The 15,105-nt window shown below is 53.9% G+C and carries 10 protein-coding genes and 1 riboswitch; of the genes, 8 read left to right on the forward strand and 2 right to left on the reverse strand.

The annotated features are described in order from the left end of the window. Positions 1–81 precede the first annotated feature (81 nt). Positions 82–2,967: a valine--tRNA ligase gene (locus tag KDM89_RS09475; RefSeq protein ID WP_212687706.1), complete on the reverse strand. Its 2,886-nt coding sequence runs from the start codon at positions 2,965–2,967 to the stop codon at positions 82–84. Between the two features lie 403 nt (positions 2,968–3,370). Between KDM89_RS09475 and KDM89_RS09480 the strand changes: the two genes are divergently transcribed. The 6 genes from KDM89_RS09480 (at position 3,371) to thiE (ending at position 10,163) form a co-directional block, all read left to right on the forward strand. Then, positions 3,371–5,461, forward strand: a complete 2,091-nt coding sequence (locus KDM89_RS09480; protein WP_212687707.1) for a tetratricopeptide repeat-containing diguanylate cyclase — start codon at positions 3,371–3,373, stop codon at positions 5,459–5,461. Between the two features lie 122 nt (positions 5,462–5,583). Continuing rightward, positions 5,584–5,680: riboswitch (TPP riboswitch) on the forward strand. Positions 5,681–5,740: 60 nt separating this feature from the next. Further along, positions 5,741–7,654, forward strand: coding sequence for a phosphomethylpyrimidine synthase ThiC (thiC, locus tag KDM89_RS09485; RefSeq protein WP_212687708.1), 1,914 nt, complete (start codon positions 5,741–5,743; stop codon positions 7,652–7,654). Beyond that, positions 7,651–7,860: a sulfur carrier protein ThiS gene (gene thiS / locus KDM89_RS09490; RefSeq protein WP_212687709.1), complete on the forward strand. Its 210-nt coding sequence runs from the start codon at positions 7,651–7,653 to the stop codon at positions 7,858–7,860. Before thiC ends, thiS begins: the two co-directional genes overlap by 4 nt. A gap of 66 nt (positions 7,861–7,926) precedes the next feature. Continuing rightward, on the forward strand, positions 7,927–8,718 hold the full coding sequence (locus KDM89_RS09495; protein WP_212687710.1) for a thiazole synthase: 792 nt from the start codon (positions 7,927–7,929) through the stop codon (positions 8,716–8,718). After that, a complete protein-coding gene (thiD, locus tag KDM89_RS09500) occupies positions 8,718–9,524 on the forward strand; it encodes a bifunctional hydroxymethylpyrimidine kinase/phosphomethylpyrimidine kinase (RefSeq protein ID WP_212687711.1) in 807 nt (268 codons plus the stop codon). The genes KDM89_RS09495 and thiD overlap by 1 nt, the downstream gene beginning before the upstream one ends. 15 nt (positions 9,525–9,539) lie before the next feature. Next, entirely contained in the window at positions 9,540–10,163 is a 624-nt protein-coding gene (gene thiE / locus KDM89_RS09505; RefSeq protein ID WP_212687712.1) for a thiamine phosphate synthase, read from the forward strand. Positions 10,164–10,530: 367 nt separating this feature from the next. Here the strand turns inward: thiE and KDM89_RS09510 are convergent, their stop codons facing one another. Continuing rightward, positions 10,531–11,259, reverse strand: coding sequence for a hypothetical protein (locus KDM89_RS09510; RefSeq protein ID WP_212687713.1), 729 nt, complete (start codon positions 11,257–11,259; stop codon positions 10,531–10,533). 165 nt (positions 11,260–11,424) lie between these two features. Here KDM89_RS09510 and KDM89_RS09515 point away from each other — a divergent pair, with 165 nt between their 5' ends. After that, a complete protein-coding gene (locus KDM89_RS09515; protein WP_212687714.1) occupies positions 11,425–13,713 on the forward strand; it encodes a UvrD-helicase domain-containing protein in 2,289 nt (762 codons plus the stop codon). A gap of 82 nt (positions 13,714–13,795) precedes the next feature. Continuing rightward, complete coding sequence (locus tag KDM89_RS09520; protein WP_212687715.1) at positions 13,796–15,058, forward strand: putative Na+/H+ antiporter; 1,263 nt, start codon at positions 13,796–13,798, stop codon at positions 15,056–15,058. Positions 15,059–15,105 lie beyond the last annotated feature (47 nt).

Raw genomic sequence — 15,105 nt, forward strand, 5'->3', positions numbered from 1 at the left:
CAGCTTTATGTGACAGGATTGTACGTGGTGAATTTAATCACCACGTACAAATTTTTAGAGCTCAGGCTTTAACTGTGCGGTTCACGCAGCTGGCAGACGGGAGAACTGCTCACGCAGCTTATCCAGTGTCGCCGAGAACGCGCTCAGACGGGCTTTTTCCTGCTCGACAACCGCAGCCGGTGCACGGGCCACAAAGCTTTCATTGCCCAGTTTGGCTTGCGCTTTAGCGATTTCACCTTCCAGACGGGCAATCTCTTTGCTCAGACGCTCACGTTCTGCCGCCACATCGATTTCCACTTTCAGCATCAGACGCGAAGTACCGACCACGGATACCGGGGCCGGGGATTCCGGCAGCGTATCGAGCACCTGTACTTCGGACAATTTCGCCAGTGCCTGCAGATACGGAGCGAATGACAGCAGACGGGCTTTGTCTTCAGCATTCGACGCTTCCAGCAACAGTGGCACACGCAGAGCAGGCGAGAGTTGCATTTCACCGCGCAGATTACGGCAGGCGTCAGTCATCGATTTCAGTGCTGCCATCCAGCCTTCAGCTTCTTCACTGATGTTTTCTGCCACCGGCAGCGGGAATGGCTGCAGCATGATGGTATCGCCATCTGCTTTCAGGGTTTTGCCTGCCAGCGGTGCAACGGTTTGCCACAACTGTTCGGTGATAAAAGGAATCACCGGATGTGCCAGACGCAGTACGACTTCGAGCACGCGCAACAGGGTACGGCGGGTCGCACGCTGCTGTGCTTCGCTGCCGGTCTGAATTTGTACTTTAGCGACTTCCAGATACCAGTCACAGTATTCATCCCAGACGAATTTGTAGATGGCAGAAGCGATGTTGTCGAAACGGTAGTCGGCGAAGCCTTTTTCCACTTCCATTTCCGCACGCTGCAGGGTGGAAATGATCCAGCGGTCAGCGTCGGAATAAGACAGATCAGCATCGGTGATGTCGGCACCAAAACCGCAGTCTTTGCCTTCGGTATTCATCAGCACGAAGCGGGTGGCATTCCACAGCTTATTGCAGAAGTTGCGATAGCCTTCGCAGCGACCCAGATCGAAGTTGATATTGCGACCCAGCGAAGCGTAGCTGGCCATCGTGAAACGCAGCGCATCCGTACCATAGGCAGGAATGCCGTCCGGGAATTCTTTACGGGTTGCTTTGTCGATGCTGGCTGCCTGTTTCGGATTCATCAGACCCACAGTACGTTTGCCAACCAGATCTTCCAGCTGAATACCGTCGATCAGATCAATCGGATCTAAAGTATTGCCTTTGGACTTCGACATCTTCTGACCTTGGGAATCACGCACCAGACCGTGTACGTACACAGTGTTGAACGGTACCTGACCGGTGAAGTGCAGGGTCATCATGACCATACGCGCCACCCAGAAGAAAATGATGTCAAAGCCGGTCACCAGTACTGACGATGGCAGGAAGTGGCGCATGTCCGGTGTTTGTTCCGGCCAGCCCAGTGTGGAGAACGGAACCAGTGCGGACGAGAACCATGTGTCCAGTACGTCGTCGTCACGCTTCAGATTGCCCTGATAACCGGCTGCATCGGCTTTAGCGCGTGCATCGGCTTCATTGCGTGCAACGAAAACTTCGCCGTTATCGCCGTACCATGCCGGAATCTGATGACCCCACCACAGCTGACGGGAAATACACCAGTCCTGAATATTGTTAAGCCACTGGTTATAGGTATTTGTCCAGTTTTCCGGTACGAATTTGATTTCGCCGTTATTCACTTTTTCCAGCGCGACTTCAGCAATCGATTTACCCGGGAAGAAAGTGCCTTCCGGTGCCGGTTTGCTCATTGCCATAAACCACTGGTCGGTCAGCATCGGTTCAATCACGACGCCTGTACGGTCACCGCGCGGCACCATCAGTTTGTGCGGTTTGACTTCAGCCAGCAAGCCTTGTGCATCCAGATCAGCAACCATGCGCTTACGGGCTTCGAAGCGATCCATGCCGCGGTAGGTTTCCGGCGCGTTGTCACTGATTTTGGCATCCAGCGTCAGGATGGAAATCATTTCCAGCTGATGGCGCTGACCGACGGCGTAATCGTTGAAGTCATGTGCCGGTGTGATTTTCACGCAGCCGGTACCGAAAGCTTTATCCACATAGGTGTCAGCAATCACCGGAATTTCACGGCCTGTCAGTGGCAGTTTCAGCAGTTTGCCAACCAGCGCACTGTAGCGGGTATCGGTAGGATCCACCGCGACCGCGACGTCACCCAGCAGGGTTTCAGGACGGGTGGTTGCAACTACGATGTAATTACGGTCTTCCCACTCAGTGGCATTGCCGGCTTCATCAAATGCGACCGGGAACTGGTAGCTGCTGCCATCCGCAAACGGATAGCGGATATACCACATGGAACCGTCTTCTTCCTCGGAAACCACTTCCAGATCGGATACGGCTGTGCCCAGTACCGGGTCCCAGTTCACCAGACGTTTGCCACGGTAAATCAGACCTTGTTCCACCAGACGCACGAATACTTCGGTCACCGATTTGGAGCGCTCTGCATCCATGGTGAAGTATTCACGGTCCCAGTCAGCGGACGCGCCGATACGGCGCATCTGACCGGTAATGGTTGAACCGGATTTTTCTTTCCATTCCCAGACTTTTTCCAGGAATTTTTCACGGCCCAGATCATGGCGCGAAATCTTTTGTGCATCCAGCTGGCGTTCCACCACGATCTGGGTAGCGATACCGGCATGGTCAGTGCCCGGAATCCAGGCAGTGTTATGGCCGCGCATACGGTAGTAGCGGGTCAGGCCATCCATGATGGTCTGGTTGAATGCATGGCCCATGTGCAGCGTACCGGTCACATTCGGTGGCGGCAGCTGAATCGAAAAAGACGGTTTGGCATCATCCATGGTGGCGGCAAAATAACCGCGGCTTTCCCATTCGGCACGCCAGTGCTTTTCAATATCGGCAGGTTCAAAAGATTTCGCTAATTCCATGATGATCTGTTGTTTAGTGTGCTAAACCGTTGATTATAAATGAGAGGGCAGCCCGCCCGCCGCAAAATCGGGAAAGGGCGGCGAAATTTTACCGGTGTGACCCGCGAATGACCGGGAGGCGTTCATTACCTCGGGATGCCGGGTAGCGGAGTAAGTGGTTTCTGAACTGTTTTTATTGTTGATTCGTAACAACTAATTACAATGGTTTGCAGAAATTAACCCTTGGGAAAGCCAGTTTTATCGCCGGAAAACGGTTTTTACCATTAAAGTGATGCTATTAGCATTTTTCCTGATAGCACAGGACGGACTTTCCTGTGCAGTTTCACGTCAATACTTTGTGTAAAAGTCGTGTCAGGTTGCCACCTTTACTGGTGCGGGCTCTGCTCATAAAGAAACGTGTTTTATGTCTGATCATTTTGTTACTTCCCGTCGAATTTCTGTTCTGATGCTGGCGCTTGCTCTGCAACTGCCGGTATCCGCACGGGCAAATGATGCAAAAGGCATTGCACGGATTACCGAAATCGTGACGCTGGCCGATTCCGATAATCAGGAAGCCCTGCGGCAGCTCGAAGCCTTCAAGGCGGAGCAAAACGATAAAACCAGCAAGCGTGTCAAACTGGAAACATTAAGGGCGCTCAGCGGATTGTATTATGACGCTGGCAAAGTGCAGGTTTCCGATGAAATGATGCGGGAACTCCAGCAACTGGCTGCAGAAATGGGCGACGATAATGCGCTGATGATCGCCGATATCATGCGCGCCGGTGAAATCATGGAATCCGGTCATCCGCAACAGGCGCTGAAGCTGCTGAAAAATCTCGAAGAAAAAATGTCCGCCAGAATTGAGCCGGAAGTCCGCTTCCGTCTCAGCAGTGCGCTTGGACTTGCGTATTACCAGACCGGAAATTTTGAATCGGCACAGCGTTATTACCTGGATGCGCTGAAAAAAACCGATGATCTTGTATTCCGTAAAATGCAGCGCCGGATTTATGCGCTGGATGCGCTCGCCAAGTTGTATGCGAACATGAAAGATCCCGAAAAAGCGCTGGCGACAATTCATGAAGCGCTGGAGCTTTCTCCGCTGGCACGTGCGCCGAAAACCTATGCATCCTTATCGATGAGCGAAGGTTTCGCGTTGTCATTGCAAGGGAAAAATGATGAGGCGATGCAGGCATATCAGCGTACCCTGAAAATCGCCCGTGAAGCATCAATGCCTCTGTTTGAATTGCTGTGTCTGGCAAATATCGGTGATTACTACCTGAGCAAACACGACTACAAAAAGGCAGAACAGTATTCGCGTGAAGCTTTGCAAAAAGCAGAAGTACTCAGTGATAAAGCATCTGCTGTAGTGGCGCGCGTGAATATCGGGCTGGCGCTGGGCGGACAGGGTAAGGTGCAGCAAGGTGCGGAAATGATCGAACTGGTGCTGAAACCGCTGATTGATTCCGATCAGAAGGTTGACGCAGAAGCGATCCTTGGTGAGCTGGCAGGTATGTACGAGCGCAACGGCTGGTACAAAGAAGCACTGGCGACCGTGCGTCAGCAGCAAAAATTATCCGAAGAATTATTCCGCTCAGACCGTGCCAAGGCTGTCGCTGCTTTGCAGGAACAGTTCCATGCTGATCAGCGCCAGAAAAAAATTGAATTGCTGGCACGGGAAAATGATCTGAAAGATGCGGAGTTGCACAATCGTCGTTTACAGCAAGTCGTGATGGCGCTTGGAGTTGTGATTGCGCTCATGGCCGGTGTCTTCGTTTACTTGTTGTACCGCAGGGTACAGCGCGTGAATCAGAAGCTGGTGGAAGTCAACAGTCAGCTTGAATTTCATGCCGTGCGTGATCCGCTGACCGGGTTGTTCAATCGCCGCTCTTTTGTCGATCTGATGAAGAAGCGCACTCAGCAAACCGAAACGGAGCGACGCGAAGCCCGTATCGAATATCCGGACGGCCTGATTCTGATGGATATCGATCACTTTAAACAAATCAACGATATCCTCGGCCATGCCGCCGGTGATGCGGTGCTGATTGAAGTCGCCCGTCGCTTACGGGAAACTGTGCGTGAATCCGATATGGTATTGCGCTGGGGTGGTGAGGAATTTTTGATTTTTACCCCGCATGCCACACCGGACCAAATTGCCGTGCTTGTCGAGCGTGTGCTGAATGCGATTGGTGAAACCCAGATACAGGCAGGTGACCGTAAAATTCAGGTCACCGTGACGGCGGGCTTTATTTCCTTGCCGTTTGCTGGTCTGGATGAATCGGTTTGTGGCTGGGAAAAAGCATTGCAGATCGCTGATATGGCGTTGTATCTGGGTAAAGCGAACGGACGTAACCGTGCTTACGGTATCGCCGGTCTGAAAACCCGTTCTGAAGCCATGATTCAGGTACTGGAACAGGATCTGGCTGCAGCAATTAAAACCGGCATGGTGGAAATGGCGGAAGTGCATGGGCCTGCCCGTTTTGAAGCAACCGGTTTTGCACAATTTGAACCACACTGATACTGCACAGCAGCATCGCTGACTCCCGTGAAGTGCAAATAAATCGCACATGAATTGTGCATAAGTCTGACTCTCTTCTGAAAATTCCCGTTATAATTCGGCGCGCATTGCTACCCGCAATGCGTGATTGCTAGGGGTCCTGCCGCATTGCGGCGGGTGAGAAATACCCTCGAACCTGATCTGGATAATGCCAGCGAAGGGAAGCACCGTTTTAGTCCTGTTCTCAGGCCGTCTCCGGAATTCCTTTGCTGGCTCCATGCCAACCGCAAAGGAGCCAAATTGAACGCCAATCCGCAATTCTTATCGTCTACCGCGAAGGTGGATGAAGCCGCAGTCAAGCCACTGCCGAATTCCCGTAAAGTCTATGTCACCGGCAGCCGTCCGGATATCCGCGTTCCTATGCGCGAAATTTCTCAGGCAGATACACCGGTCAGTTTCGGCGCAGAAACAAATCCGCCGGTGTATGTGTATGACACCTCCGGTATTTATACTGATCCTGATGCCAGTATTGATATCCGTTCCGGTCTGCCTGCGCTGCGCGCTGCGTGGATTGCAGAACGTGCGGATACCGAAGAACTGGCTGGCCCAAGCTCGGCTTACGGTATCGAACGTCTGCAAGACCCGAAACTGGCTGAGCTGCGTTTTAACCTGAGCCGCAAACCGCGCCGTGCACTGGCCGGTAAAAACGTGACCCAGATGCATTATGCACGTCAGGGCATCATCACACCGGAAATGGAATATGTGGCGATCCGCGAAAATCTGCGTCGTCGTGAATATTTAGAAAACCTGCGCGCTTCCGGCCCTATGGGCGAGCGCACTGCCGATCTGATGGGACGTCAGCATCCGGGTCAGTCTTTCGGTGCCGCGATTCCTGCTGAAATCACACCAGAATTTGTACGTGATGAAATCGCGCGCGGCCGTGCAATTATTCCGATGAACATCAACCATCCGGAAATTGAACCGATGATTATCGGCCGTAATTTCCTGGTCAAAATCAATGCGAACATCGGTAACTCGGCGGTGACATCGTCGATCGGTGAAGAGGTTGAAAAAATGACCTGGGCGATACGCTGGGGTGGCGATACCGTGATGGATCTGTCCACCGGTAAGCATATCCACGAAACCCGCGAATGGATTATCCGCAACTCGCCAGTGCCGATCGGTACCGTGCCGATTTATCAGGCGCTGGAAAAAGTGAATGGCAAAGCGGAAGACCTGACCTGGGAAATTTTCCGTGACACGCTGATCGAACAGGCAGAGCAGGGTGTGGATTACTTCACCATCCACGCCGGTGTCCGTCTGCAATATGTGCCGCTGACCGCGAAACGTCTGACCGGTATCGTGTCACGCGGTGGTTCGATTATGGCGAAATGGTGTCTGGCGCATCACAAAGAAAATTTCCTGTACACCCATTTCGAAGACATCTGCGAAATCATGAAAGCCTATGACGTGTCTTTCAGTCTGGGTGACGGCTTGCGTCCGGGTTCTGTGTATGACGCGAATGATGAAGCGCAGCTCGGCGAATTGCGTACGCTGGGTGAACTGACTCAGATCGCATGGAAGCATGATGTGCAGGTCATGATCGAAGGTCCGGGCCATGTACCGATGCAGATGATTAAAGAAAATATGGATCTGCAACTGGAACACTGCCACGAAGCACCGTTCTACACGCTGGGCCCGCTGACGACGGATATCGCACCGGGTTACGACCACATCACTTCCGGTATCGGCGCGGCGCAGATCGGCTGGTACGGTACGGCGATGCTGTGCTACGTGACACCGAAAGAACATCTGGGTCTGCCGAATAAAGCGGACGTCAAAGACGGCATCATCACTTACAAAATTGCGGCGCATGCAGCCGATCTGGCGAAAGGTCATCCGGGTGCGCAAATCCGTGATAACGCTTTATCCAAAGCACGTTTTGAATTCCGCTGGGAAGATCAGTTCAATCTGGGTCTGGACCCGGATAAAGCGCGTGAATTCCATGATGAAACCCTGCCGAAAGATTCCGCCAAGGTCGCGCATTTCTGCTCGATGTGCGGCCCGCATTTCTGTTCCATGAAAATCACGCAGGAAGTGCGCGAATTCGCTGCTGCCAATGGTGTCAGCGAAACCGATGCGCTGAAAAAAGGCATGGAAGTGAAAGCGGTGGAGTTTGTGAAAAACGGCGCTGAAATCTACAAAAAACAATGAGCACGATCACGATACAACTGAATGGTGAAGCGCGCAGCTGGGATGCGACTGCGCCGGTGGCAGCACTGATTGCGGAGCTGCAACTGACGAATAAGGCGGTGGCGGTGGCCGTGAACCGCGAAATCGTCACCCGCGCCCGCTGGCAGGAACATCAGCTGCAAGCCGGTGATCAGGTCGATATCGTGCGTGCCATCGGTGGTGGTTAATCACTGACACTGCGGGCAGGTGCTTGCCTGCCCGCAGTATGCAGACCAATGATAAGGAACAGATGAATGAATACTCAGGCAGACACCGGCTTAACGATTGCCGGTAAAACCTATCAGTCCCGCCTGCTGGTGGGCAGTGGTAAATACAAAGATCTGGAGCAAACCCGTCTGGCGACTGAAGCCAGCGGCGCAGACATCATCACGGTGGCAATCCGTCGTGTGAACATCGGTCAGGACCCGAATGCACCGAGTTTGCTGGATGCTGTACCTCCGAGCCGTTACACCATCCTGCCGAATTCCGCCGGTTGCTATAACGCGAAAGATGCGATCTACACTTTGCAATTAGGGCGTGAATTGCTCGGTGGCCACAAGCTGTGCAAGCTGGAAGTGCTGGGTGATGAGAAAACCCTGTTTCCGAATATGCCGGAAACCCTGAAGGCTGCCGAAGTGCTGGTTAAAGATGGTTTCGATGTGATGGTGTATTGCAGCGATGATCCGATTCAGGCGCGTATGCTGGAAGACATTGGTTGCGTTGCGGTGATGCCGCTGGCATCGCTGATCGGTTCCGGTATGGGTATTTTGAATCCGTGGAATCTGTCGCTGATCATCGAGCAGGCAAAAGTACCGGTGCTGGTGGATGCCGGTGTCGGTACGGCGTCGGATGCTGCTATCGCGATGGAACTGGGTTGCGATGGCGTGCTGATGAATACCGCGATTGCCGGTGCCAAAGATCCGGTGCGCATGGCACGTGCGATGAAGCTGGCGGTTGAAGGTGGCCGCGAAGCTTTCCTCGCCGGTCGTATGCCGCGTAAATTCGCTGCATCGCCATCGTCACCGATGGCAGGCCGCGTGGTCTGATGCACAGCAGCGACAAGCCGCTGGTACTGGTGCTGGCCGGGCATGATCCCGGCGGCGGTGCCGGCATCATGGCGGATGCGGAAGCGATTGCAGCGCAGGGCGCGCATGCACTGACTGTGATTACGGCTCTGACGGTGCAGGATCATAATCGCGTGTATGCGGTGCATCCGGTGTCGCCGGAGATCGTTGCGCATCAGCTCGATGTGTTCAGCCGCTGCTATCGTTTTGCAGCGATCAAAATCGGGATCGTCGGCAGTGCGGCGATGGCGGTGATGCTGGCGCAGCGGATTGCACAACTGCGCGCACAGCAAGCGGATTTGCCGGTGGTGCTGGATACCGTGCTCGGCAGCGGGCACGGTGACAGACTGGGTGTGGATGACGCAGTGCAATCGTTGCAGCCTTTGCTGCAACAGGCGACGCTGCTGACACCGAATCTGCCGGAGCTGGCAAGGCTTAGTGCAATGCCACAGGCAGACTGGCGTACGCAACTGGCGGCGTGGATGCCATCACAGTCTGCGGATGTGCTGGTTAAAGGCGGACACAGCGATGAACAGGCTGTGCGCAATGTCTGGTTCCGTCAGCGGGATTGCCAGTCAGATTATCAGCCGTCGCAGGAATGGCAGTGGCCGCGTTTGCCTGGTGAATTTCATGGCAGCGGTTGCACGCTGGCAGCCGCGATTGCCGGACAACTGGCTGGCGGCGCGGCAATGCCGGAAGCGCTGAGCCGTGCGCAGGCGTATACGCAGCGCACACTGGAACGGGCGTTTTCCGTCGGTGCCGGACAAAAAATTCCGGCCAGATCTTAAGTGGATAATTGAAATATGGAACAACAACATCAAACCCTGCGTGGTTTGTATATCGTGACACCGGACTGGGACGATACTGCGCGTTTGCTGACAGTGACCGAACAGGCTTTGCAGGGTGGGGCAGCGCTTGTGCAGTACCGTCATAAAACGGCGCAACCATTGCAGCGTATGGAGCAGGCCGCCGCTTTGCTGAGCCTGTGCCGTCAGTATCAGAAACCGCTGATCATCAATGATCATCTGGATTTATGTCAGGCGCTGGATGCGGATGGCCTCCATGTTGGCGGTACGGATATTGATGTGGCTGCTGCACGGGCTGCGCTGGGCGGGCACAAAATTGTCGGCGCATCCTGCTACGGTGATTTGCAGCGTGCAAAAGATGCCGCTGCTGCCGGTGCCAGTTACATTGCCTTTGGTGGTTTTTATCCGTCGCGTATCAAAAAATACGATTTTCGTACCGGGTACGATATCGTCAGCGATGCCGCCGGTATCGGTTTGCCGCGCGTGGTGATTGGCGGGATGACGCTGGAAAATTGCCAGCCGCTGGTGCAGCGTGGCAGTGAAATGGTGGCGGCGATCAGCAGTGTGTATTTTGAAGAAGATCCGCAAGCGGCAGCACGCGCATTTGCGGCGCTGTTCTGACGCTGGCGCTGAATGTTGCGCTGAAACTGAGACGCAGGTAAGCCCTCAGATTCGCGTCATTACAGTATGAAAAAAGCACGGATGCCGTTAGCGGCGTTCCGTGCTTTTTGCTTTGCGCTGTTTGCTTCGTTCCCGCAGTCTGAGCGTACGCTGACCCGGCTGCGAGACAAGCTTGCCATCACGGCGGAGACAGTCTCTGAATGCACCCGAAAGCACCGGACAGCGCCCGAAGCGTCCAAAAGCACCCGATTTCGGCTCAAATGCGGTGTTCAGCATAGCGATCCGCCTGTCGTCGGCAGAAAGTCCGGGTCTCAGAAAAGTGCAGATGACGATATTTGCACAATCTGCAGCGCTGAAAACGCGCTGATTACTTTTCGCTGGCACTGTTGACCGGATCTTCCGGTTCCTTGCCTTCTTCAGTTTTCGATGGTTTCGGGTCCAGCGTTGCCACGTTCAGACGATCGAGCGTGGTCAGCACACCGGCGCTCAGCGCATCGCCTTCCAGTTTTTCACACCCTTTCGGACGCGGCTTCGCACCGGCCGGACAGAACCAGACACTTTGTTTGCCTTCTTCCGGATAATAGAAAATCAGCATGTCGGATGCGTCGCGGATATTCATCGCCTTATCCAGCAATTCCGGCGGGAACTTGCCGCCGCTGGTTTTCAGCAGATAGTTACGTAACTTCGGTACGCCATCCACACTGACTTCTTTGGTCTCTTTGTTATGCGGCGCATGGAAACCGAGTATGGTTTTTTTGTAATTCTTTTCTTCGATAATCTGACGTTCCGTGCCTGCCATGAACATCACCGCACAGGACGATACGCAAAAACCTTTGACCGAGGTATTGATATTGTTTTTGCGGATCAGGTCAGCAATACCGTAGGCCGCGGTCAGATCGCCGCCACGGCTTTCCGCCAGCACCACATGCTTGACCGGTGCGCGCGACAATTCCTGACGGAACGGCGCCAGATCTTCACGTACAACCGGGCCGTATAGAATCAGGTTGGTATCCAGACGCAGTATCGTCATCGCCTGGCTGGCGGCGGGAATCAGGGAAATCAGGCTGGCAGCCACGAGGGAAAGAATCTGACGCATGGAAGTTCCGGGTGAAAAGATTGAACGGGTATTATGCTGCTTTCTGCATCTGACGCCAATGAAAGCCCGGAGTTCCTGCCGGCGAGCGCGAAATCATGCGGCAAAAATCCGCATTTCACCTGTGTAAATGTCCAGTAGTCCTCGTCTGAACGTATAATCGGGCTTATGCAAAATTTACTTCACAATCTCAATCAGGAGCAGCTGCAGGCCGTGACTTTACCGGCCCAGTCTGCACTCATTCTGGCGGGTGCCGGTTCCGGCAAAACCCGGGTGCTGACCACGCGCATTGCGTGGCTGATCCAGACCGGTCAGATTTCTTCCGGCGGCGTGCTGGCGGTGACTTTTACCAACAAAGCCGCCAAGGAAATGCTGGTGCGTTTGTCGGCGATGCTGCCGGTAAATACCCGTGGCATGTGGATAGGCACTTTCCACGGCTTGTGTAACCGCTTGCTGCGCGCCCATCACCGCGATGCCGGTTTGCCGCAAACCTTTCAGATCATGGATTCTGCTGATCAGATGGCGTTCATCAAGCGCCTGCTGAAAGCGAATCAGATTGATGATGAGAAATTCCCGCCGAAAACGCTGATGTATTTCATCAACAGCGCCAAAGAGCAGGGCCTGCGTCCGCGTGAAGTCGATGCTTACGATGAGTTCAACCGCAAGCTGGTACAGATCTACGAAATGTATGAGCAGCAATGTCAGCGCGAAGGCGTGGTGGATTTTGCGGAGTTGCTGCTGCGCACCTATGAAATGCTGGTACACAACCAGCCGCTGCGCGAGCATTATCAGGCGCGTTTCCGCCATATTCTGGTCGATGAGTTTCAGGATACCAATGACCTGCAATACCGCTGGCTGAAGCTGCTGGCCGGTGTCGGTACGCGCACACCGGCTGCGGTGTTTGCGGTCGGTGATGATGATCAGAGTATTTACGCTTTCCGTGGCGCAAACGTCGGCAATATGACCGCGTTCGAGCAGGAATTTGCGGTCGAAAATCTGATTAAGCTGGAACAAAACTACCGTTCGCACGGTCATATTCTGGATAGCGCGAATATCCTGATTGCGAACAACAGTAAGCGTCTGGGTAAAAATCTGCGCACCGATGCCGGACAAGGCGAACAGGTGCGCGTGATGGAAGCCAGCAGCGATATTCAGGAAGCGAACTGGATTCTGGATGAAGTGCGCAGTCTGGTACGCGAAGGCTCGCCCTACAATGAAATCGCGGTGCTGTACCGTTCCAATGCGCAGTCGCGCGTGATCGAACATGCCTTGTTCAGCGCGAATATGCCTTACCGCGTGTACGGCGGCTTGCGCTTCTTCGAACGTGCCGAGATCAAGCACGCCATCGCGTATCTGCAACTGATGGATAACCCGCACAATGATGCGGCTTTTCTGCGGGTGGTGAATTTCCCGGCCCGCGGCATCGGTGCCCGCTCACTTGAGCAATTGCAGGATGCAGCGCGTCAGCATCAGTTATCGCTGTACGCCGCCGTGCCGTATGTGGCCGGTAAAGCCGGCGCGACCATGGGCCAGTTTGTGCGTCTGATCGAAAGCACACGCTTTGAAACCCAAAGCATGCCGCTGCCGGAAATGGTGGACATGGTGCTGGACCGCAGTCAGCTGAAACAGCATTATCAGACCGAAAAAGAAGGTGCCGACCGCGTAGAAAATCTGGAGCAGTTGGTCAATGCGGCGGTACTGTTTGTTACTGAAGAAGGTTTCGGTAAAGATGCGCCGGCCTTTGCCGGTCCGCGCGCAGAAAACATCACCGTCATCAGCAGTGGCGATGTGCAGATCGTTGATGCGGAAGCCGCGTTACCGGCAGTGATGTCGCCGCTGGCAGCTTTCCTGTCGCATGCATCGCTGGAAGCCGGTGATAATCAGGCGCAGGCTGGTCAGGATGCCTTGCAACTGATGACAGTGCATTCCGCCAAAGGTCTGGAATTTAATAATGTGTTCATCACCGGTCTGGAAGAAGGTTTGTTCCCGCATGAAAACAGTGCGCAGGAAGAAGCCGGACTGGAAGAAGAGCGCCGCCTGATGTATGTCGCGATTACGCGTGCACGTCGCCGTTTGTATCTGAGCTTTTCGCAAACCCGTATGCTGCATGGTCAGACCCGCTATAACCTGCGTTCCCGCTTCCTGGATGAATTGCCGGAAGAATCGCTGAAATGGCTGTCGCCACAGACAAAACCGGGTTGGTTCTCGCCACCGCGTAAAGCTGCATGGGATGATAATCCGGCCAGCGGTGTGAATCAGATTGCCAGCCAGATGCGCAAGCAGGGCGGACAGGACAATGGCTGGCGTCCGGGGCAAAACGTATCACATCCGAAATTCGGCGAAGGTGTGATCGTGCAGCTGGAAGGCAGCGGCAGTCAGGCACGCGCCCATATCAATTTTGGAAAATTCGGGATGAAGCTGCTGGATCTCAGCGTAGCCAAACTCGAAAAAATCTGACAGCACGGCTGAAGCAGGTCGTGTCTGTCTGTCACGGCCTGCCGCCTTGCGGCGCAGTGCCGCACAGGAAAGGAGCCTTGTTATGAGTTTTACCCCTGTCATGCAATACACCGCCGCCGCTATTTTCGGGCTCGCGCTATTGCATACTTTCTCCACCAAATACTTTCTGGAACTGGCACACAAAAGCCGTCACCACGCAGGTTTATTCCACTTGCTCGGCGAAGTCGAAGTGGTGTTCGGCTTCTGGGCATTTATTCTGGTTGGCAGCATGGCTTTGCTGCAAACGCCGGCCGATGCAGTGCATTATCTGGAAGGCCAGAATTTCACAGAACCCTTGTTCGTGTTCGCGATTCTGGTGATTGCCGGTACCCGTCCGATTTTGTGGACGGTGGAAACCATGGTGAACCGGATCAGCGCTGTGCTGCCGTTTCATCCGGCCTTATCTGCATATTTACTTTGCCTGACACTGGTACCACTGCTGGGTTCGCTGATCACCGAACCGGCGGCAATGACGCTGGCAGCGCTGATGCTGCGCGACCGTATTTTTAAGCAGAATGTCAGTCAGCGTATGAAGTATCTGACACTGGCAACGCTGTTTGTGAATATTTCGATTGGCGGTGTGCTAACATCATTTGCAGCACCACCAGTGCTGATGGTGGCTGAAAAATGGGGCTGGAGCACGCCGTTTATGGCGTCGGTATTCGGCTGGAAAGCAGCCTGTGCAGTATTTCTGAATGGCTTGTTATTAACATTTTTCTTTAAAAAAGAATTGCTGACACTGCAGCGTGAACAGCAGGATGCAAATCAGGAAGGTATTCCGTTGTCCGTAGTGGTAGTGCATCTGGGATTTATGGCTGCGACGGTGGTATTTGCCCACTATCCGGTGGTGTACATAGGTTTGTTCTTATTTTTCCTCGGCTTCACTGAAGCTTATCAGCGTTATCAGGACAGACTGATGCTGCGTGAAGGTTTGCTGGTGGCTTTCTTTCTGGCCGGACTGGTAGTGCTCGGTGGTTTGCAGCAATGGTGGCTGCAGCCCTTGCTGGCTGGTATGAACGACAAAGTTTTATTCTTCGGTGCGGTGTCACTGACCGCTTTGACTGATAATGCGGCGCTGACATATCTGGGTTCGCTGGTGGAAGGCTTACCAGCCAGTGCGCAATACGCGCTGGTTGCCGGTGCAGTGACCGGCGGCGGTTTAACTGTGGTGGCAAATGCACCGAATCCGGCTGGTTATGCGATTCTGAAATCAGAATTTGAAGATCAGGCAGTCAGTCCTTTATGGCTTTTGTTATCCGCGTTGGTACCAACAGCGGTAGCGGCATTTTTCTTCCTGATGTTCTGATTCAGCATTTTCTCCTGCATTTTGCTAAAAAAAACGCTGCGGTGAGC

Source organism: Cognatundibacterium luofuense, from assembly GCF_018139685.1.
In the GTDB taxonomy this organism is placed as follows: domain Bacteria; phylum Pseudomonadota; class Gammaproteobacteria; order Burkholderiales; family Burkholderiaceae_D; genus Undibacterium; species Undibacterium luofuense.